This window comes from Gluconobacter sp. Gdi (assembly GCF_014132155.1).
GTDB lineage: Bacteria > Pseudomonadota > Alphaproteobacteria > Acetobacterales > Acetobacteraceae > Gluconobacter.
This window is the reverse complement of sequence record NZ_BLJQ01000002.1, coordinates 290868-312133: the sequence shown is the minus strand read 5'-3', so window position 1 is coordinate 312133 and position 21266 is coordinate 290868. Positions and strand designations below refer to the sequence as shown.

The following is a 21266-nucleotide window of genomic DNA, read 5'->3' as shown; positions in this document are numbered from 1 at the left end:
GTTTTTACCTTCAGAGAGAGGCCAGAACCGTATGCAGATTGCCGTTATGCGCCTGAAGAAGTGTCTCAATCTTCTCGACAGACACACCCTTTCTCACAAGAACTGCCCGCTTTACATTACCGCCAACCAACCGCAACGCGTCACGAACTTCCTCGTCCGTTCCCCCAGCAAGTTCGAACACCATACGCTCGGCACGCAACTGCAACTTGTCATTGCTAATTCGCATGTCGACCATACGCCCGCGATAGACATGCCCAAGGCGTGTCATCAAAGCGGTAGAAAACAGGTTAAGCGCAACCTTCTGGGCCGTCCCTGCTGCCATCCGCGTGGAGCCAGCCAGCACTTCAGCGCCCGTCGGAATACTGATCCCGATTTCAGCACTGCGTAGAAGACGCGAATGCGCGTTTCCACTCACCCCAATTGTCAAAGCCCCGACCTCACGCCCGGCTTCAACAACAGCACAGGTGTAAGGCGTATTGCCACTCGCCGCGACACCAATGACCACGTCGTGCGCCGTTGGCCCATATGCTCCAAGATCAACGCGCGCCTGATCTTCCCTGTCTTCTGCACCTTCGACAGCCTGCGTCCCTGCACCAGCCCCACCAGCAAGCAACAAAACCAGCCTCTCAGGCGGCAGTCCAAACGTTGGTGTCAGTTCCACCCCATCCTGAACCCCGATACGACCAGACGTTCCAGCCCCAGCATAAATCAACCGACCGCCACCCTGAAGACGGGGCACACTCGCCTCAACTGCGGCTTCAATGGACGGGAGTGCCTCTCCGACCCGCTCTAAAGCCTCTTTCTGAGAGTCCAACAGCCGCCCCAGAAGCGAATTCAAAGGCAGAAGTTCAATAGTCTGATTGGCTTCAAGAACCGTTTCTGTGCGGGGAACAGTCACGAATGACCCTTTTCATCTCGACATAAAAAACGCGTCTGAAAGTTTCCCTTCAGACGCGCCAGAACTTCAGAAAACTCCCTTATTCCTTTACAGGAAACAAGGCTCCGTTCTTCAAAAGACCCTGTTCAACCAGACTTTCCGCAATCTGCACGGCATTTAGTGCTGCACCCTTGCGAAGATTGTCCGAGACACACCAGAGTGCCAGACCATTCTCGACTGTCGGATCAATGCGCAGGCGAGACACATACGTTGCATCCTCCCCGACACATTCAATCGGCGTCACATAGCCGCCGTCTTCACGTACATCGCGCAGAATGACGCCGGGAGCCTTGCGCAGAGCCTCACGAGCTTTCTTCAGGTCAATCGGCTTCTCGCACTCAATGCTGATCGCTTCGGAGTGGCCGATGAAAACCGGAACACGGACACAGGTCGCCAGAACCTGAATGTCCGGATCCAGAATCTTGCGGGTTTCAACCGCCATTTTCCACTCTTCCTTGGTCGCTCCATCTTCCATGAAACGATCAATGTGCGGAATGACGTTAAAGGCGATCTGCTTGGTAAACTGAGCCACCGTCGGCGGGTCGTTCACGAAGGTGCCCTTGGTCTGCCCAAACAGTTCGTCCATTCCGTCTTTGCCCGCACCGGAAACGGCCTGGTAGGTCGAGACGACAATCCGCTTGATCTTGAACAGATCATGAAGCGGCTTCAGCGCTACAAGCATCTGCGCCGTGGAGCAGTTCGGGTTGGCGATGATGCCACGACGCGCCTTTTTCAGCGCAGACGCATTCACCTCTGGCACCACCAGAGGAATACCAGGCTCCATACGGAAATGGGACGTGTTGTCGATCACGACACAACCCGCAGCAGCAGCCTTCGGCGCATAAATCGCCGATACTTCTCCGCCCGGCGAAAACAGCGCCAGATCCCACCCCTTGAAATCAAACGTCTCAAGGTTTTGAACCTTCAGCACTGCCTTGTCGCCAAAGGAAATTTCCCGGCCGACAGAGCGCGGCGACGCCAATGCCACAACCTCGTCCACAGGGAAATTACGCTCTGCCAGAATCCGCAGCAGCTCGCGCCCCACCGCTCCCGTGGCGCCCGCAACCGCAACCCGATAACCCATGATGTTTTCCGTTCCCTTGTAAAAAATCAGCCTACGAAAGGCAGGCGCTTGACCAGCGCCGAAAGACGATGCCGCCCCAGTTCGTACCGAGCCTTCCGGCCCGTTGCCATATAATTGAGCTGGATCGCATACCGCGTCCCGACAAACTGCCGATGTCCGTGCCACGTTGTAGGACCATTGGGAAACACCAGCAGCGTTCCCTCAGCAGGCGTGACCTCGACGTCATAGTCCTCGACATCATCCGGGCCATTCAGCAGACGCAGGCACCCATCCCGGGAAGACCAGTCTTCTCCACGCGGATTGAGGTACAACAGCACAGTCACCAGCTTGGCTTCAGAATCCCGGTGAATACGTCCGTCTTTTTCACGCGTCCGACCACGAACCGTCAGCATGGTCGGTGCATCCGCCAGGTCCAGGCCAAACTTCTCCGCTATCAGGTCCTTAAGCAAAGGCCCCTGCAATTCCTCGATCATGCCTCTCACACGAGGCGTCAGATTCAATGCCTCTGGTGGGAACGACCCGCCGGACTGCATCTCCGGCAGATTAGCCACAATGGACTGAAGATCATCATTGCTGATGAAATGCGGCACAACCACATGCGGGAAAGGCTTCTCCGCAATCGGCGTATGCGCCAAAGCATCATAATCGAGAGAAATGTCGGACATAGTGATCGAGGCTAGCCCTGCCCCAACGGCCCGGCAAGACCTATTCCACATATGCCAGCGCCAACTCCGACGAAAGAAACTTACCCACGAAGTGGTTTCTGCGATTTGGAAACGCGACTGGTTGACAGATAGCGGACATATCCTGCCCCAAGCCGGTTAGCTCCACCCGTGCAAAGCTGCGGCTGGCGCGGTTCCTTCACGTTCGGAACCCAGACCGTATGCAACAGGCGCGGATTGATCCGACAGACAATCAATCGCCTGTCCACACCAGACATCCCTGCATCTTCAGCAAGTCTCATCCGTACGGACAACATACCGCTTTCCGGCCCCTGAGCGGAGGCATCAGGCGTTATCAAAGCTGTAACAGCTAAAAAAAGACAGACAAGCAGAGCACGCATGAGCTGAACTCCTCGACACGTCCTTCGCAATTTCGAGAAACTGCCAGAAGGCACTGTGTCTATGACGCTACGCGGCGCTTAAAAGTTGCGGCAATTTTATGGCAAACTTTGCTTCACCTGAAAACATGGTCCCTTAAACCTCCTCTTCAGGCAGACGTTGAAGCCACCACAGATTAGGTTTCTCATCTTTCCAGGACTGTCCTCATGAACACAGCGCCGCTTGTCCTTCCGGAACTCCTTCCTACTCTCAACCAGTTCCCCGCTACTGACCTGTCGGCAGAAACACTTCCGGATCTACGAAACGCCCTTGAAAACCGTGCTGCACAGGCTTTTCAGAAAGCCGAAGATTTTCAGGTCACCATTGAACAACGACACATCCCCGCTCCCCAAGACGACGACCGGACCATCCGCCTCCTAACCATCCAACCTCAAGAAAAGAGTTCCACCCCGCGTCCAGTTCTGCTGCACTTCCATGGGGGAGGTCACTGCGCTGGACGTCCCGAACAGAACACCGGCGAACTCTGCCGCTTCGCCCAGGATCTGAGCTGCCTTGTCATTTCCCCGGATTACCGCCTCACACCGGAAACACCTTTCCCAGGCGGCATCGAGGATGCCTACGCGACCCTCTGCTGGATCCATGACAATGCTGACACCCTGAATATCCGCCGCGATCAGATCGCCGTTACTGGAGAAAGCGCAGGCGGAAACCTTGCGGCCGCCATCTGCCTCCTGGCCAGAGACCGCAACGGGCCAGCCATCCTCTTCCAGAACCTAATCTACCCCATGCTGGATGACCGGACGATCAACGACGAGGCAAACCCCTCCCCTGTTGCAGGCGAATTCGTCTGGACACGCGCCAGTAACACTTACGCTTGGGAGATTCTGCTCACTCCCGCTCTGCCCGGCACTGACGATATTTCTCCCTATGCCGCGCCCTCCCGCGCCAGCGATCTCTCAGGGCTGCCCCCTGTCATTATGACGATCGGCTCATTGGATCTGTTTCTTGAAGAAGACCTGCTTTACGCCCAACGACTGATCCGAAGCGGCGTATCCGTGGAACTGGAAATCGTCTCCGGAGCCTTTCACGCCTTTGATGTGACGGAAACTCCTGTGGCAAAACGCACTCTCGACAAACGAGTGACTTCCATGAAGCGGTTCTTCACCCCATCTAGAGACTGACACGGAATGCATTATCCAAATGCGTTCCCCCACATGCTCTGATGGGCTAGAGTTCGCGCCCCTGTGACTGGAGACTGATTTTTCATGGGCGATCACCGCGACGACCGCGATGCCATTAATGGCGCAAACACTGTCTATCTGGCCGAGCTTCATGCCCGCTGGCAGACCGACCCTGCGTCTGTGGACCCAGCGTTCGCCGCACTGTTCGAAACCCTTGGTGCTGAACGTCCACTAACTGATACGTCGGATAGTAGCGCTGAGACTTTGAAAAATGCCTACCGTCTGCGCGGCCATGCACTCGCACGTCTGGACCCGCTGGGCCTCGCCCCAACTCCACACATCCCGGAACTCAGCCCACCCGACGCAGACCGGGATCTGCTCGCTCGTTTGCGCCGTGCCTACTCTGGCACCCTAAGCGCTGAATTCATGCACATTCAGGATCCACAACAGAGACAGTGGTGGATTGACCGGCTTGAGACCCCCTCCTCGACACCCGCGATGGAACCGGAACGGATCCTTCTGGCCCTGACGCGTGCGGAAGGGTTTGAAGGATTCTGTCAGAAGCGCTTCATGGGAATGCGCCGTTTCGGACTGGAAGGTGGAGAGAGTGTTATTGTCGCCCTTCGGACCCTGATCGATGCTGCCGCACGCGATGGTGCAAAATCTGTGTCCCTAGGTATGCCACATCGTGGCCGACTAAACGTCATGGCCAATATTCTGCGGAAGCCCTTTGCGGCAATCTTCAGTGAATTCGCGGGCACATCCTTCAAACCAGATGACATCCAGGGGTCTGGCGACGTTAAATACCATCTCGGCACCTCTACCACGATGGAACACGCAGGCCACACACTGCGTATCTCGCTCCTGCCCAATCCGTCTCACCTGGAAGCCGTGGACCCTGTTGTGCTCGGTCGCGTCCGCGCTGACCAGGATCGCGAGAAAGACAAAAATCGCAATCGCCACCTCGGCATTCTTGTTCATGGCGACGCTGCGTTCGCCGGGCAGGGCGTTGTTTATGAAACGCTGGGCCTTTCCAAGCTTGAAGGCTACCGCACAGGCGGAACCGTCCACGTTATCATCAACAATCAGATCGGCTTCACGACAGTCCAGTCAGACGCCCATTCCGGCATCTACAATACGGATATCGCAAAATCCGTTCAGGCTCCCATCCTGCATGTCAATGGCGATGACCCGGACGCTGTCGCGCGGGCGGCCCTGCTGGCACATGAATGGCGCCGCGATTTTCATGCGGACGTCGTACTGGATGTCGTCTGCTATCGTCGCCATGGCCACAATGAAACCGACGAACCCGCCTTCACCCAGCCTGCCATGGTCCATGCCATCCAGTCCCGACCCACGACGCGTCGTCTCTATGCCGATACCCTAGTCCGTAAAGGCATTCTGACGTCGGATCAGGTTGAAGAGATGTGGCAGCACTTCCAGAGACGACTGGAAGAACAATTCTCAGCCTCCGAGCATTACCGTCCAAACGCAACTGACTGGCTGGACGGACCGCAGGATTCGACCCGCCTCCAGGATGAACCTGAACGCATCCAACCCATGACCGGCGTTCCGATGGAACGTCTGCGCATGATCGGGGAGGCCATCGGCACTATTCCAGAGGGCCTGAACGTTCACCCCCGCCTTGCACGGCAGATTATCGCCCGCGGTAAGGCCGTCGCGGAGGGTGGCCCTCTCGATTGGGCCACAGCCGAAGCCCTTGCGTTTGGCACGCTCTCAATGGACGGGCATCCTGTGCGCCTGTCAGGTCAGGATAGCCGACGCGGCACTTTCAGCCAGCGTCATGCTGTCCTGTTTGATCAGGAAACGGGACGGGAAGAAACGCTCCTCGCCCATATCGCCCCCCATCAGGCCCCGCTGCACCTCTGGAATTCCCCCCTCTCCGAGTTCGGGGTGCTAGGCTTCGAATACGGCTATTCCCTCGGCGACCCGGACACACTGGTTCTCTGGGAAGCCCAGTTCGGAGACTTCGCCAACGGTGCACAGGTCATTCTGGATCAGTTCATCGCCTCAGGGGAAACCAAGTGGCTTCGTACATCCAGCCTGACGCTCCTTCTTCCTCATGGATATGAAGGTGGCGGACCTGAACATTCATCTGCCCGACCAGAGCGCATTCTTCAGTTGTGTGCAGAAAACAATCTGCGCGTCTGCAACATCACAAGCCCGGCCAATTATTTCCATGCTCTGCGCCGCCAGATCGCGCGCCGCTGCCGCAAGCCGCTGATCATCTTCACGCCCAAGTCTCTGCTTCGCCATAAAGAAGCCGTTTCTGCGCTTGCTGAGATGGGGCCACACACGCGTTTCCAGCCAGTCCTGGCGGACCCGCAAACCATTACCAATCCTAGAAAAATTATCCTGTGTTCCGGTAAGGTCTTCTATGACCTGACTGCCGAGCGGGCGCGGAAGTCATGCACGGACGTGGCCATCATCCGACTGGAGCAGCTCTATCCGTTCCCTCATCACGCCCTGATCCAGCAACTGGAGCTTTATCCGGATGCTGAACAGATTGTCTGGTGTCAGGAAGAGCCCCAGAATAATGGTGCCTGGATTTTCGTTGATCGTCGGATCGAGCGCGCTCTTCGAGAGTGCGGTCACAAGGTACAGCGCCCCGATTATGTGGGCCGCGAAAGTGCTGCCTCTCCTGCAACCGGTCTTCCTGGTGCACATGCGGCGCAGCAGGAAAAACTGGTGCAGGACGCGCTGGCCTGACGCTCAGGCCAGCAAACGCTTTTCAGGTTGGGCCGCCTTGATATCCATAGCTGCTTCGACCTGAACCCGTATTACCGAACCCATCTCCCCGATATTGGCGTGAGCCTTGCCCACCATAATCCGGCCCGCAAGCAGCCAAAGCCACCAGAAGTGCCAGAGCCAGACCAACTTTTACCCGCATCGCCCTATTCCTTGTTTCGTTCGAGCTCACCAACGGAAATCTCAGTAAATCAACCGTCAGTTTTCAGTTCGCAGAGCCAGTATTGACGAGAAAGACCATATCCGTCGCGCGGGTCAGGGCTACATAACAAAGCTGCTGGGTCTCAAGAGGGTTTCCTCCTGCCCGACGTCGGAGGTCACCCAGATCCACAAAAACATTCCGGAACGTACTGCCCTGAGACGTATGCACCGTCATGGCATAAATGGCCTGCAAATTAAGCAGCGCACTCTGAAACGCAAACCGTTGCTGCCAGCGTTTGCGCTCCTGTTTGGCTTCCTGAACAAGCCGACGGTCCACACTCTGAAGATCCCGCGGATCCTGCACCAGATGCGCAGTAATTTCTTCTCCTGCCAGCGTGAGCACAGTCAGCTCCCAAGCTGGCAGATCCGTTGTCCATGCCGCCAGAGATCCACAGGCGTCAAAGCGGTACGACAAACGAGACGCCTGAATATCCATGACCAGAACTTCTTCATTGGTCGCAATCTGCTGTCGGCTCTTGTCTTCGTTCTGTCGACTAAAAGGCGCGCGCGCGACGGCACGCTCCCCCGGCATAAAGGGACGATCAATCGTCTCCCCATACCGCCATTGTCGAACCATCTGGTTCACTTGATGAACCCGATCATTCGTCCAGCACAGGTAACGAAAACTATCATTGTCCGCGTCAAATGCATCAGACGTGAAGGCCTTGCGAACCCAGCTTTCCACATCCTTGGGAACGAATAGCCCGGAGGAGCCTTTCCGGGCATCCTGAACCCAGCTCCAGTCCACATCGCCACCCTGACTCTGCCTGATGATCGTAGCAGCTTCCAGAATGGGATTACCCGCCGCCTGCCGAACCACCGTCTCAAGATGCGATGTCGACGGGACAGAAAAAGACGGCGAAGCGTCTTCCCCCACCGGCGGAAGCTGCGCTGGATCCCCTACAAACAGCACGAAGCAGTATTTGAGCAAATCCCGGATCCACCCCATCAGCTCACGCGAAATCATGGAACACTCATCCACAATCACCACGCCATCCGGAATGGTTTGCGGCCGCTTCGCGCGTACAAGAGTGGTTTTACCACCCTGAGATGACGGCTGAAGGCTCAAATGGCTCTGGATGGTCCGGCACTCGACGGTCTTGTCCACCTTGCTTCGCAGTACAGCCGTGGCCTTGTGTGTCGGCGCCGTAATCACGGTCACAACATTCAAACGAAGGAAATGCCTGGCCACTTCCTGCATCAGTGTCGTCTTACCGCTCCCGGCATACCCCGTCAGTAAATGCGTAGGCCGCTTTTCAGCATGCGCCTTGATGATTTCATCGAGAGCCGTTTTCTGAGAAGGAGTGAGCGCAACCATGGTGTCTCCTTCTCACAATCTCGTCCCCTTCTCCACCAAAAGGACAAATGGACCAGGAAAAAAGCAGCACGAGCGCAAACTGATGACATGGGAAGAGGTGTATGTGCTTCGGTTTGACTGCCTCCTCTCCGAACCAAAAAAAAAACGGCACATCTTAACCAAGACGTGCCGATCGCTATTGTTCGGGAATAAATTATGCCCTCAGATCAAACCGAGAATTCGCTGTGTATCGGGATCAACCGGAATCCCTGTCTCGGCACGCTTTCGAGCCTCCTGCCACTCCCGGTCACCCGGCGCCATAACAGGATTGTGCGAATTAACGGACGGGTCATTCCTTAAAAGATCAAGATAAGAGCCCATTGCAAGATCATAGGCCGCTTGGCCAATAAACCTTGCTGGATCTATGGCGATTGCAAAGTGACCAACATTCTGTCGCTTCCGGTCGCTCTGCTCTTCATCAGTTCCAACCATAACCGGGTCCAGTGCCGCCCCCGTCAGAACGCCTGCCAGTATGGTAACAAGCCCAGCCAGTGCAGCCCCCTTGAAACCAAACTCTTCCCCACCGAGTGGCTGAAGAAACGCAGCTGACTGTGCATCCCGTGTGGGTAGTCCGTCATCACTCGCAGCCACACCTGATGGTAACGACAAGCCAAGAGAGCGATAGAGCTTAACGCGGTTGAATGGAATTGAAGACGTCGCAATGTCCATAAGCCACGGATCAGAACCACTGGTCGGGGCGGCCATCGCAATAGGGTTTGTTCCGTGAAATGGCTTGGCGCCCCCAAACAGAGACACGGCTGCGTCAGAGTTACTCATGATCAAACCGATCATTCCCTGCCTCGCAGCCTCAACGACATACGCGCCAGCGGCTCCGAAATGCGAGGAATGATGCACTCCAACCGCGCCAATTCCAGCGCCCCGAGCTAACGACACAGCTTCATCCATGGCGCGATAGGCCGCAGAATGAGCCAGCCCGCCGTCAGCATTCAACTGCCCAGTTGCCGGCCCTGTTCGGGTGAAGACAGGAACAGGCTGGGAATTCACACCACCAGACCGCAGAAGCCTTACATAATGGCCTACCAGCCGAACACCATGACTATCGACCCCGATACGAGATGCATGAAGCAAGGCCCGGGTCGTGGCTTCGGCGTCTGCATCCTGCGCTCCGGCTTCCACCAGACACGCGTGAACACGCTCAGACAGCAACGCTTCCGGATAATACAAAAGCTTTGTCATGCTGCTCATGACTGAAGCTCCATTTTCGCACGGGGAGCCAGAATATGTCGGGCCTGCTCACGATCCAGCGCCCCAGTCCAGGCCGCCATAACAACAGGAGCAACACAGTTTCCTGCAAGGTTACCAACAGCCCGGGCAATTCCGATAAACCAGTCTACCGCCAGAAGAAGCACAAGACTGGAGAGCGGAATGGAAGGAGCAGCAGCCAACGTGGCAGCCAGAACGACGATCGCAATCCCCGGAACTCCATGAGCCCCTTTGGACGTAATCAGTGCCGTCGCCAGCATGGAGAGCATTTGCGTCAGCGTCAGAGGCGTACCAGTCACATCGGCCAGAAACACAATAGCAAAGCCAAGATAGATCGATAGTGCATCCAGATTGAGCGAATACCCGGCAGGAACGACCAAGCCAACCACCTGCCTGGAAACGCCCATGGCTTCGAGCTTTGCCATGATGCTTGGCAGAACTGAATCAGAGCTGGTCGTCGCCGTGACGATAAGGATCTCTTCACGGAAATAACGGGCAAAGCGCCACGGATGAACACCGCACGCCAAAAGACAGCCCCCCAGAAGCACAACGATGAAAACTGCAATAGCTGCGAAATAGAGCACAACGAACGACGCAAGCCGACCGATAGCATCCAGTCCGTACTCTGCTACCGTCGTCGCAACGGCCCCGAAAACTCCTAGCGGTGCCAGAGCGATAATCAGGCGCATCATTCTTGAAAAAAGCGTCGAAAGACTTTCAATCAGGCGTGTAACAGGTGCACCAGCGTCCCCAATCCGGCTCAGGCAACATCCTGTCAGAATGGCGAAAAACAGGATCTGGAGAATGTTCCCTTCGGCGAAAGCCGCAACCGGAGACCGTGGAACAAGACTCAGGATGAACCCGGTAAAACCCTGTCCGTGCAGAAGGTGAGCGTTCGCAGCGTAGGATGCCACGATATGGGCGTCCTCAGGACTAGGCGTAAAAGTCAGTCCTTGCCCGGGCCGGATAAGCATTGCTGCCCCAACCGACAGCAGCAGGACGAGCGTGGTCATACCCTCGAAATAAATCAGGGACCGAAAGCCCAGTCGTCCCACAGCACCTAGCGATCCCGCACCCGTAATACCCGTCACGACAATGCAGAAAAGCAGTGGGCCGACCGCCATCAGAATCAGACGAAGGAACAGGTCGGTGAGCCATCGAAATTGCCCTGCAACATGCGGGGCGAACAGACCAACCAGAACCCCGATCAGAGTTGCAACCACAACCTGAGAGAAAATCCCTGGACGAAACCTGCGTTTCGCATCTGTCGAAAGGCTCGTATTGCTCGTCATCCAGACCTTCTTCCCGTCGTTCCTTCAGAAAACCTGACGCCGGCTAGAGGTTCTGCGCTCCGGTTCAGGCCCTGATTATTCGTTCAGTACGTTACGTTCATTTTTGCGCCTACGAAACGGGGCAGACCCGGCATGACACCATAGAAAGTGGCCTGCGTCCCGCCAGAAAGCCAGTAACGGCGATCTGCAAGATTTTGCCCGTAAACCGTTACGGACCAATGCTGTTTCGGCGCCGCAAACGTCAGGAAAGAATTCACAAGGAAGTAGGCTGGAGCACGGTAGAACCCACCATCTCCGATATGCTGCGGCTGTGTCTGTGCGCCACGATAATTATAATCGACGTCAAAAGTCATCTTGTAATCATGGAACATGGACCAGGTGTAGGTAGCCGCTCCCGAAAGAGTCAGATTGGCCAGCCCCATGTTGTAGCCATTATAGTTCGTATTCACAGGCGACCAGACACCCGTTGAGGCAAACTGGGCGGTTGTGGCACTGCGATTCAGGCTCTGGAACTGAGAGTAAGAGCCGTTCTGGTATCCAAAATTCTGTGTCAGCACGAGCCCATGAAACGGATGTGCTTCCATATCGAACTCAGCGCCATAAATGTTGGAGCGCGGTGCATTTACGTAGCCGCCCAGCACACCGTACGGTGGCACAAGGATGGTCCCGAGCAGCTGCTGGTCCCGATAATCATAATAGAAACCGGCTGCATTAAAGCGCAGACGCCGGTTGAACAGCATCGTTTTAAAACCTCCCTCATACGTCAGAACCTGCTCGGCCTTGAACGGCTTTAGCTGGCTGGCCTGCTGGGTGATGTTGGCCGAAAATCCCCCTGGCTTGAAGCCACGCGAGAACATGACATAGCCCATCACGCTGGGATTGAACTGGTATTGTGCCCCGACACGTCCAGCGAACTGATTTGTCAGTGCCCCTGAATTGCCGAAGTTCTGAACATGCGTTCTGGCACCCGTATTCAGATCGTAATCAGCACTGACAACATTCAGCATCTGCCGGTCGTCCGACTCATGGCTGATCGCTCCGATCAGGGTCAGCTTCGGCAGAATGCGATATGAAAGTTGAACATACTGATTGAAGTTCTGCTGATTCTGACGATAGGACGTCTCATTCAGCGGCGTCGTCCCAGGCCGGTCTGATGAATCATACCAGAAATTCTGCGCCATCCGTGCACGGCTGTAATACATGCCGACTTCCCAGTGGAAGCGAGCATGCGGATCCCGGGACTCAAGCTTGACTTCCTGAGAGAAGACATTCGTCTGGTTATTGCGGAACATATTGCCATAGGACGCGACCGAGTTCGTCTGATTGGTCAGTTCGTGCTCGTCAACGGCTTCAAAAGCGCTCAGCGTCCACAACCGGCCCCAGCTAAAGTCTTTCGTATAGCGGACATTCGCCCCCCAGAAGATATTGTCTTCCCTTGGCTTCTGATTGGCTCCGTTGATACCGATAATTTTCGCAAACCGCGGATCAAGTCCCCATTCGGTCTGCATGATATCCGACGTCACAGGAACGCCGTAGCTGTTATAGAAATTATGCCCCGAAGACGTCTCGGACTGGTCAGTCGTCCAGTGCCCACCAATGTCCAGTGTCGATGTTGCGTCAATTTTCCAGCGAAGCTTGCCGCGAAGCGCTCCGATATTGGAGTTGCCGTACCCTTCGCCCAGCGAATTGTGCTGGAAGCCGCCCCCCGTCATGGACTGCCCTGCCAAACGGAACGAAACCGACTTGGAAATTGGCCCGGAGACAAACCCCTCGACCCGATTGCGACCATAGCTGGCAATGTCTTCCGTCAGGCCCGCATGAAACTCAGGGGTAGGATCACCGGTATGGAAATTAATCTCACCCCCGGTGGTAGACTGTCCATGCGTGAAACCAGATGCACCAGGCGCGACAGAAATGTCATCCATGTCAAACAGCATACCCGACGTCATGATACTCACCGGATAGGCCACACCATCGACATACGGCATGACGGACGGGGTGTTGTTTTGGGTGAAATCCATCAACCCGACGCCGCGCAATGCAAAGTTCAGTGCAGAGCTTCCAAAAGATGGCTGAATAGTCAGATTTGGCGCAACACGAACGATGTCTGTCAACTGACGGACGTTGCGGTTCTGAAGCTCTTGACGGGACAGTACCGTTTCAGAATGCGCCTCGTGCTGACCTGCGCCCGTCACACCGCGTCGGGCATTAACGTGAACGACCTCATTACTCGCCGCTGAAGCATCAACTGTACGATGCCTTGCTGCTCCAGCCCCATGCTTGGCGATCGGATGCACGTTCCGCTTCGCTGCCACTGCAGCGGCATCAGCGCTTCCAACACAAGACAGAAGAGCGGTGGACAGCAGCGTCACGCGCAGAGAGAGAATAAAACGGGGTCGACAGGGCGAAACAGGGGACATCGGGCATTTCCAGATCAGCGATGTGAAGCAGTCAGGATGTGTCGCAATTCACCATGTTGGCGAATCTTGTATACCAGATAGAATACAAAGCATGTTTGTTCCACATTAAAAATGATCGAATCCGGAATATTCCTTTTCCACATCTTATGTCGCGCTTGTCCCTCAAAAGAAGGAGGCGCATAAAAGCTGACATGGAAGAACGGAAAAAATCGATGCAGCCCGCCAGCAGCAATGTCATCGAAAACAAAATTATTCAGGCCGTTCTTTCCGAACAGATCTCCCCCGGAGAGCGGCTCGGAGAAAAAGATCTGGGAGAGATCTTCGGGGTTTCACGAACACTGGTCCGGGAGGCAATGATGCGCCTCAGCAGTCGGGGCATCGTTGCGGTTTCCCCTCGGAGGGGGTGGTTCGTCATTGAACCCACCGTTGAACAGGCTCGCGAAACAATTGAAGCACGCCGATCCGTAGAAATCGGTCTTCTCATGACACAGAAAAATATCAGTGCCGAGACTATCAAACAGCTTGAAGCACACGTTCTGGAGCAACAGCGCGCCATTGATGAGAATGATCTGGGTCGTCGCAGCTACCTTCTAGGCCACTTTCACGTCCACCTAGCCGCAGCACTCGGCAATTCTATTCTGGCCAACATTCTTGAAGAACTAACAACCCGAATCGTCCTGATCGCTACCTTGTATCAATCCAAGGCGGACGCGCAGCAATCCTGCGACAATCACAGGCGGCTGGTGAATGCCCTGCGTAAGAATAGGGTAAAGGATGCCGTAAAGATCATGGATGCGCATCTTACGCACCTCGACAAAGCCCTGAGTATTCGAAAAAAGATGAAACCACGCTCTGCAAACCTGCTTCGTGACAAATCTTCGATTTTCGTTCCGTAAGGTAGCCGGCCCATATCGGCATAGGGCGATCATATTAGCTTGACGGCTTTCCGCGCTAATGATGCGGATCTGCCTCGCCCTAGGCGAAGGTTTCCAAACACATTCGATCTCTGGGGAAAATGGTGAACCGGCTGGGACTCGAACCCAGGACCATTCGATTAAAAGTCGAATGCTCTACCAACTGAGCTACCGGTTCATCCGAGCGGATGGCTACCCCACAACCACTAGGGAGGTCAACCTCCAGCAGCCGGAAAACAGCACTAGAATTTTTTTTGTTATGTTATAACGTATTAAACATTACCGATTCAGAGCCTGAAAAAGCCCTCGTATGTGCTCCAAAAACAGCAACCTGACCAATCACTGCGCCTTAAACGATCGCACTGTACGGCATGAAATCTGGCAACGCTTTGAGGGAAACGAGTGGGATGCATTCGACCAGCTTCCAGCATCCATTCGCAGACGCCTGAACGAACACGTCTATGATGCCTGGTCCGTCAACGCATTGATCCTGTGGAAGCACTACAAGCGCATTTACGGCCGCACTCCGCGTGCCGAGCGAGCCCTGATCAAATATCTGGATTATTGTGAACGCCTTGAACGAGAGGCTTTTTCAGAGCGCTATACCGCACAGTGCGGGACACCCTATCCTCATGATGCGGCAAGAGCTACGGTCCTGCGCGCACCAGGGAACAATCAAAAGGCCGCCTGAACACCTTTTAAGGAGGCGCTCAGCGCTGCCTAAGCAGTTCAGGCTTCGACGTAGGCCTTAACGATGGTGTCCGGATCCTTGACGACGCCTGACGAGCCAGCGCCACGCTTGATCTGATCGACATACTCCATGCCTTCAACAACCTGGCCAGCGATCGTGTACTGACCGTTCAGAGACGGCACGTCCTGGAACATGATGAAGAACTGGCTGTTTGCAGAGTGCGGAGCCATCGTACGGGCCATGCCAAGTGTGCCACGCTCGAACTTTGCCTTGTCCGTGAACTCGGCCTTCAGGTCCGGGTAGCTGCTACCGCTGGTGCCTGTGCCAGTCGGATCGCCGCCCTGTGCCATGAAGCCTTCGATTACACGGTGGAACTTCACACCGTCATAAAAACCTTCGCTCGCCAGAAGCTTCAGACGCTCCACAGCCAGCGGCGCCAGATCAGGGCGCAGCTCAATGACGACCTTGCCGTTCTTGAGTTCGAAAACCAGCTTGTTGCCGTCGGGTACTGCGGTCTCAGACATCTTGGAACCTTCCAGAAATCAATGAAGGTTCCTATGTCGCCCCTCGACCCAGTTTCGACAAGACGAGACTTGCAACATCTTCGCTGACAAAGGAGGAAATATCGCCATCAAGACGGGCAATTTCCTTCACAATCCGACTGGCCGTCGTGCGATGCCCTTCGGAAGACAGCAGAAAAACCGTCTCAATTTCCGGCGCCAGACGACGCAACGCCCCAGAGAGCTGACTCTCAAAGTCGAAATCCCCCGCAGAGCGAAGACCGCGCACAACTGTCCCCGCGCCAGCCTTACGCACCGCAGCAACCAGTAGGGTGTCAAACCCCAGAACCTCAATCCGGTCAGCATGAGGCAATTTCGACACCTCATGCCGCATCATCTTCAGACGCTCTTCCAGTGTCAGGAGCGGATGCTTACCTTCATTGACCGCCACACCAACCAGTAGACGATTAAAAAGAGCAGACGCACGATCGATAATATCCAAATGACCGAACGTCACCGGATCAAACGTGCCGGGATAAAACCCGACACGCGGATCAGTCTGCCACTCAGGCATCAGGGGCTGCATCACCCACAGAAGCCTCACCGTCCGTCACAGTGCCATCAACAGGCGCTGTACCGTCCGGCGTTGCCACAACATCCCCTTCGATCAGGTCGCCTTCTTCCCCGTCATCTTCCACAACCGGGAAGACACAGATCACCGTCTCGGTGTCATTCAGGCGGAACAGCGTCACACCACTGGCCTGACGCGCCATGACACGCACCTGCGATACCGGAAGACGAATCAGACGGCCCGTATCCGTCACAAGCATGACATCCGTACCATCCAGCGTTGGAAGCGTTCCAACCACTTCCTTGCCACGACGATTGGCCGAGAAGGTCATGTTCGTGATGCCCTGACCGCCACGGCCCGACACACGATAATCATAGGCGGAGGAACGACGGCCAAACCCGCCATCCGTCACGGTCAGAAGAATTTCTTCCTGCTGTTCCAGCTCCTCGAAGCGCTCCTGTGTCAGATCGCCAGCGATCTCCACAGTGTCTTCGTCACCGGACACCACCTCTTCTTCAGCACCTTCTGCCAACACAGCATTCTCGGCGCGACGTTTTGCATTGGCCATCCGCAGATAGGCCGCACGCTCTTCAACGCTAGCATCCACATGGTTGAGGATGCACAGTGAAATCACCGCATCCCCGTCACCAAGGCGGATACCGCGCACGCCCGAGCTGCCACGGCCTGCAAACACACGCAGCGTATCATCGGTGATCTGGAAGCGGACACAGCGCGCGTTCTTCGTTGCCAGGAACACGTCCTGACCTTCACGACACGTCGCCACACCAATGAGGGAATCGCCCTCATCCAGCTTCATCGCAATCAGACCGGACGCCCGGATATTCCGGAAATCATTCAGGCGGTTACGACGAACATTGCCGCTGGCCGTCGCAAAGGTGAGGTGCAGATCTTCCCACAGCTCCTCGTCCTGCGGCAACGGAAGAACCGCTGTAATGGCATCCGAACCCAGTTCCGGCAGCAGATTGACCAGTGCGCGCCCCTTGGACGTCGGAGATGCTTCCGGCAGATGCCAGACCTTGGTGCGATAAGCTTTGCCGCCCGAAGAGAAGAACAGCACCCACTGATGGGTATGAGCATTGAAGCTACGAATAATGACGTCATCGCCACGACGGCCAGACGCCGTACGACCACGCCCACCGCGGTTCTGCGAACGGAACATCTCAAGCGGCGTCCGCTTGATGAAGCCGTCACGCGTGATGGTCACAACCATCTGCCCCGGCTCGATCAGGCTTTCGTCAGACTGATCGCCCAGCGCATCGGAGATTTCCGACATACGTGGGGTGGCAATTTCAGCCCGAGCCGCCAGCAATTCATTGCGCATGACATCCATGCGACGACTGTGACTGCCAATGATATCGAGCAGGTCAGCAATCTTGGCCGCAACTTCGCTCAGCTCACCCTGGATCTTCTCACGTTCCAGACCGGTTAAACGCTGCAAACGCAGTTCGAGAATACCGCGAGCCTGCGCTTCTGTGAGGCGAACCTTGCCATCATAGATGACATTGCCTTCGTCCTGGATCAGCTCCAGCAACGGCACAACTTCGCTCGCATCCCACTCGCGCGCCATAAGCAGCTCACGCGCTGTCGAGGCATCAGGGGCAGAGCGGATCAGCGCGATTACTTCGTCGATGTTGGCAACAGCCAGCACAAGGCCAACCAGCAGATGCCCACGATCCCGAACCTTGTTCAGATCGAAGCGTGCGCGACGCAGAATGACGTCTTCGCGGAAACGAATGAACGCCTGCAGAACGTCCATCAGCCCCATCGTGCGCGGCTTGCCCTCATCGAGTGCCAGCATATTGACACTGAAGGACGTCTGAAGCTGCGTGAAGCGATAGAGCTGGTTCAACACCACTTCCGGCGTCGCATCGCGCTTCAGCTCGATGACAACCCGCATCCCTGAACGGTCACTCTCATCGCGGATATCGGAAATGCCTTCGATTTCCTTGGCGCGGACGAGATCGGCAATCTTCTCCTGAAGCGTTGCCTTGTTCACCTGATACGGGATTTCCGTGATGATGATCGCCTGACGATCCTTGCGGATCTCCTCGATCTCAGCACGAGCCCGGACCGGAACAGACCCACGGCCTGTCTCGAACGCCTTGCGAATGCCGCTACGGCCCATGATGATGCCGCCGGTCGGGAAATCCGGACCAGGGATGATCTGCATCAGTTCATCCAGCTCAATCGCCGGATTTGCAATCATCGCCAGCGTGGCATCAATGACTTCGCCAGGATTATGCGTCGGAATATTCGTGGCCATACCGACCGCGATACCCGAAGCGCCATTCACCAGAAGATTTGGGAACGTCGCTGGCAGAACCTTAGGCTCGTGCTCGCTCTCGTCGTAGTTCGGCTGAAAATCAACCGTGTCCCGCTCAATATCATCCAGCAGGAACGACGCAGACTTGGCCAAACGGGCTTCGGTGTAACGCATGGCAGCCGGGCTATCGCCATCGACCGAACCGAAGTTACCCTGTCCATCAATCAGCTTGACGCGCATTGACCAATGCTGCGCCATACGAACCATGGCATCGTAAATCGAGCTGTCACCGTGCGGATGGTATTTACCCATCACGTCACCGACCGCACGCGCAGACTTGCGGTAAGGCTTATCAGACGTAAACCCACTCTCGCGCATCGCGTACAGGATGCGGCGATGGACGGGTTTCAGGCCGTCACGCACATCCGGCAAGGCACGCGAGACGATCACCGACATCGCATAGGCCAGATAGGAGGAGCGCATCTCCTCCTCGATCGTCACCGGAAGACGATCGGAAGGTACAATATCAGTCGGCTCGTTCAGCTCGGTCAAGACAGGTCCACCACGCTAAAATACAGTCCGCACAGCATAGCCCATGCGCGGCCTACATGCCACACCCACCCCATTATGGCCTGTGAAACTGAAAAACGGTCACGTCCAGCAGGAAACTGCCGTCTTCTTCCAACCCCAGTCTTTCACGGACAGCTACAGGCGCACCACGCTGCAACGACCGGATACCCTCCACACGCTCCGTCGGTGTTCGTGTTCGCGATACCCAACTCTCAAATTCCATCCGCAAACGGCTGCGTCTCAGGCCATCCACAACAAAACCGGATCTTCCGAGAGCAGACACCCATTCTGTCACGGCATAATCCCTCACGTGAGAGATATCCCGCATCAATTCCAACGTCTGAAGCCAGCTATCGGACATAGCGTCTTCAGGAGCCGTAACATCGCCGAAAATAGCCAGACCTCCGGGCCTCAGAACGCGATGCACTTCTCTCAGACCAGCCTCAAAGCCTTCCCAATGATGGGCACTAAACCTGCATAAAACAGCGTCAAATACACAATCATTAAATGGAAGCGCTTCTGCGGCGCCCTGTTCAACAACAATGTTGCCAAGGCCACGGTCTTGAGCGGACCGGCTTACCGCAGCCAACATTCCGGCCGTGACATCGCAGGCGACAACCGGCCCGACATGTGGCGCCACAGCATAGCTGACATGACCCCCGCCACAGCCAAGATCCAGCACACGTTCAAACCCGCGCCCCTGAACAGCCCGAACCATCACGTCCAGGTCACCGCCCTGACTATGCACCACGCTATTTACGTAAGATGAGGCCCTGTCTTCATAATGCTTCGCAGCAAATTGTCCTGCCTGCATAACCATCTGATTTTTCTCCCTTGGAGATCATCATCAGACAACAAGCAATCAGGTATAAGATCCTATTTTATCATGGTATAAATTGCACCATGCCTACGTCCAGCCGTAAAACTCTTGGTCTGTTTCTTCGCACGCACCGCGAAAGGCTTTCTCCGTCAGAAGCAGGATTGCTGATTCCATTACGACGCAGACGCACCCCAGGACTGCGCCGCGAGGAAACAGCTCAACTCTGCGGGATCAGCACGACATGGTACACGTGGCTGGAACAGGGACGCGACGTCTCATGCTCATCCGCCACACTGTCGCGCATTGCCGCGGCTTTGAAACTGTCCACGACGGAAAGACGCTACCTTTTCACTTTGGCAGAACTGCGAGACCCTCAGCGGGATCACACTGCGCCAACTGCACCAGCCACACTTCTCAGCCTCCCAGAACAGATCTCCAGCCCCGCTTATTTGCTCGATCCCTTGTGGAATGTTCTGAGCGCAAATTCCGCAGCCAAAATTCTTTTCGATGTCTGACTGAACAGCTCAGAGACCAATCAGCTGCGCTATGTTTTTCTGAACTCCCATGCCCGAATTTTCCTTACGGACTGGCTACCCCGCGCCCAGCGGCTTCTGGCCGAATTTCGAGCCGATACAGTTTCTATTGCCCGTACCGAACCTTTTCAGACACTTGTCTCAACCCTTCAGAGAGAAAGTCCGGAATTTAACCGTTTCTGGGAAGACCAAGGCGTCCTCCCCAGAGAAGGAGGGCACCGGAGCTTTCAACATCCAACACAAGGCCTTCTCCACTACGATCAAACAACGTTCATCCCGACAGCTCATGCGGGCTATAAACTCGTCATTCTGTCCAAAAGCACGGCCACTCCGGATTCCACCTTATGAACCCGAACCACATTCTCCGCCCAGCAGACTTTGCCGACCAAGAAACATGCGACCTTTTGACCCTTCACCTTGCCGGAATGCACGAAAACACCCCTGCTGGACACGTCTTCGCCTTGGATCTGGCTGCTCTCATCTCATCAGATATCGAGGTCTGGACTGTCCATCACCACGGCCACGTTGCTGGCATTGGTGCGCTAAAACGATTGAGTGCTCACGACGGTGAAATCAAATCCATGCGGACTCATCCGGATTTTTTAAGACAGGGCATCGCCAGCACTCTTCTGGATCATCTCATTCACAGGGCACGCTCTCTGGGCCTGAAAAAGCTCAGCCCTGAAACCGGCCAGAATTCTTCTTTCGAATCCGCACTAAAGCTCTACAAGGCCCGAGGCTTTCAACTCGGCGAACCTTTCGCTGACTATCAGGCCTCTGAGTTCAACCAGTTCCTTCATCTGTCGCTCTAAAACGGGCCTTTCACGCATAAAAAAACCGGACTGACACTGCCAGCC

At 55.6% G+C, this 21266-nt stretch carries 20 protein-coding genes and 1 tRNA gene; 7 read left to right on the top strand and 14 right to left on the bottom strand.

Features of this window, described 5'->3' with window-relative positions; translation table 11 throughout:
• Positions 1-10: 10 nt before the first annotated feature.
• The 4 genes from JN414_RS05270 to JN414_RS05255 all read right to left on the bottom strand — a co-directional run bounded on the left by JN414_RS05270 (position 11) and on the right by JN414_RS05255 (position 3084).
• The gene (locus JN414_RS05270) at positions 11-898 is read right to left on the bottom strand and encodes an N-acetylmuramic acid 6-phosphate etherase (protein ID WP_202207005.1); all 888 of its coding nucleotides are present in this window, start codon (positions 896-898) and stop codon (positions 11-13) included.
• Between the two features lie 79 nt (positions 899-977).
• Positions 978-2021 carry an aspartate-semialdehyde dehydrogenase gene (locus JN414_RS05265; protein ID WP_064275290.1) on the bottom strand — a complete coding sequence of 348 codons (1044 nt, stop codon included), beginning with the start codon at positions 2019-2021 and terminating at the stop codon, positions 978-980.
• A 26-nt stretch (positions 2022-2047) separates the two neighbouring features.
• Positions 2048-2686 (bottom strand): 2OG-Fe(II) oxygenase, encoded by a 639-nt coding sequence (locus tag JN414_RS05260; protein ID WP_202207004.1) that lies wholly within the window; start codon positions 2684-2686, stop codon positions 2048-2050.
• Positions 2687-2766: 80 nt separating this feature from the next.
• A complete protein-coding gene (locus JN414_RS05255) occupies positions 2767-3084 on the bottom strand; it encodes a hypothetical protein (RefSeq protein ID WP_202207003.1) in 318 nt (105 codons plus the stop codon).
• A gap of 204 nt (positions 3085-3288) precedes the next feature.
• On the opposite strand from JN414_RS05255, the gene JN414_RS05250 reads away from it, so the two are divergent.
• Both JN414_RS05250 and JN414_RS05245 read left to right on the top strand, forming a co-directional pair.
• Positions 3289-4263, top strand: coding sequence for an alpha/beta hydrolase (locus JN414_RS05250; protein ID WP_202207002.1), 975 nt, complete (start codon positions 3289-3291; stop codon positions 4261-4263).
• A gap of 84 nt (positions 4264-4347) precedes the next feature.
• The gene (locus JN414_RS05245) at positions 4348-6993 is read left to right on the top strand and encodes a 2-oxoglutarate dehydrogenase E1 component (RefSeq protein WP_202207001.1); all 2646 of its coding nucleotides are present in this window, start codon (positions 4348-4350) and stop codon (positions 6991-6993) included.
• A gap of 22 nt (positions 6994-7015) precedes the next feature.
• Here the strand turns inward: JN414_RS05245 and JN414_RS05240 are convergent, their stop codons facing one another.
• The 5 genes from JN414_RS05240 to JN414_RS05220 form a co-directional block, all read right to left on the bottom strand.
• On the bottom strand, positions 7016-7174 hold the full coding sequence (locus tag JN414_RS05240) for a hypothetical protein (protein ID WP_167386119.1): 159 nt from the start codon (positions 7172-7174) through the stop codon (positions 7016-7018).
• A 63-nt stretch (positions 7175-7237) separates the two neighbouring features.
• A complete protein-coding gene (locus tag JN414_RS05235; RefSeq protein WP_202207000.1) occupies positions 7238-8551 on the bottom strand; it encodes an ATP-dependent RecD-like DNA helicase in 1314 nt (437 codons plus the stop codon).
• 201 nt (positions 8552-8752) lie between these two features.
• Positions 8753-9796, bottom strand: coding sequence for an Ldh family oxidoreductase (locus tag JN414_RS05230; protein ID WP_202206999.1), 1044 nt, complete (start codon positions 9794-9796; stop codon positions 8753-8755).
• Entirely contained in the window at positions 9793-11106 is a 1314-nt protein-coding gene (locus JN414_RS05225; protein ID WP_202206998.1) for a cation:dicarboxylate symporter family transporter, read from the bottom strand. Before JN414_RS05225 ends, JN414_RS05230 begins: the two co-directional genes overlap by 4 nt.
• A gap of 83 nt (positions 11107-11189) precedes the next feature.
• Complete coding sequence (locus tag JN414_RS05220; protein ID WP_202206997.1) at positions 11190-13526, bottom strand: TonB-dependent receptor; 2337 nt, start codon at positions 13524-13526, stop codon at positions 11190-11192.
• 212 nt (positions 13527-13738) lie between these two features.
• Here JN414_RS05220 and JN414_RS05215 point away from each other — a divergent pair, with 212 nt between their 5' ends.
• On the top strand, positions 13739-14422 hold the full coding sequence (locus JN414_RS05215; RefSeq protein WP_237389883.1) for a GntR family transcriptional regulator: 684 nt from the start codon (positions 13739-13741) through the stop codon (positions 14420-14422).
• Positions 14423-14542: 120 nt separating this feature from the next.
• Here the strand turns inward: JN414_RS05215 and JN414_RS05210 are convergent.
• Positions 14543-14618 (bottom strand) — tRNA-Lys (locus JN414_RS05210).
• Between the two features lie 132 nt (positions 14619-14750).
• On the opposite strand from JN414_RS05210, the gene JN414_RS05205 reads away from it, so the two are divergent.
• On the top strand, positions 14751-15131 hold the full coding sequence (locus JN414_RS05205) for a DUF6525 family protein (RefSeq protein ID WP_202206996.1): 381 nt from the start codon (positions 14751-14753) through the stop codon (positions 15129-15131).
• A 38-nt stretch (positions 15132-15169) separates the two neighbouring features.
• Here JN414_RS05205 and JN414_RS05200 read toward each other — a convergent pair whose 3' ends face one another.
• The 4 genes from JN414_RS05200 to JN414_RS05185 form a co-directional block, all read right to left on the bottom strand.
• Entirely contained in the window at positions 15170-15655 is a 486-nt protein-coding gene (locus tag JN414_RS05200) for a peptidylprolyl isomerase (protein ID WP_202206995.1), read from the bottom strand.
• Positions 15656-15686: 31 nt separating this feature from the next.
• On the bottom strand, positions 15687-16205 hold the full coding sequence (gene coaD / locus JN414_RS05195; RefSeq protein WP_202207254.1) for a pantetheine-phosphate adenylyltransferase: 519 nt from the start codon (positions 16203-16205) through the stop codon (positions 15687-15689).
• Positions 16198-19038: a DNA gyrase subunit A gene (gyrA, locus tag JN414_RS05190; protein ID WP_202206994.1), complete on the bottom strand. Its 2841-nt coding sequence runs from the start codon at positions 19036-19038 to the stop codon at positions 16198-16200. Before gyrA ends, coaD begins: the two co-directional genes overlap by 8 nt.
• A 73-nt stretch (positions 19039-19111) precedes the next feature.
• Positions 19112-19876, bottom strand: coding sequence for a class I SAM-dependent methyltransferase (locus JN414_RS05185; protein WP_202206993.1), 765 nt, complete (start codon positions 19874-19876; stop codon positions 19112-19114).
• A gap of 83 nt (positions 19877-19959) precedes the next feature.
• On the opposite strand from JN414_RS05185, the gene JN414_RS16800 reads away from it, so the two are divergent.
• Genes JN414_RS16800 through JN414_RS05175 form a run of 3 tightly spaced genes read left to right on the top strand, consistent with a single transcriptional unit; the run spans position 19960 to position 21221 of the window.
• Positions 19960-20391: a helix-turn-helix transcriptional regulator gene (locus JN414_RS16800; protein ID WP_237389882.1), complete on the top strand. Its 432-nt coding sequence runs from the start codon at positions 19960-19962 to the stop codon at positions 20389-20391.
• Positions 20392-20757: a hypothetical protein gene (locus JN414_RS16795; RefSeq protein ID WP_255494181.1), complete on the top strand. Its 366-nt coding sequence runs from the start codon at positions 20392-20394 to the stop codon at positions 20755-20757. It begins immediately after the preceding gene.
• A gap of 56 nt (positions 20758-20813) precedes the next feature.
• Complete coding sequence (locus JN414_RS05175; RefSeq protein WP_237389881.1) at positions 20814-21221, top strand: GNAT family N-acetyltransferase; 408 nt, start codon at positions 20814-20816, stop codon at positions 21219-21221.
• The last annotated feature ends 45 nt before the right edge of the window (positions 21222-21266 follow it).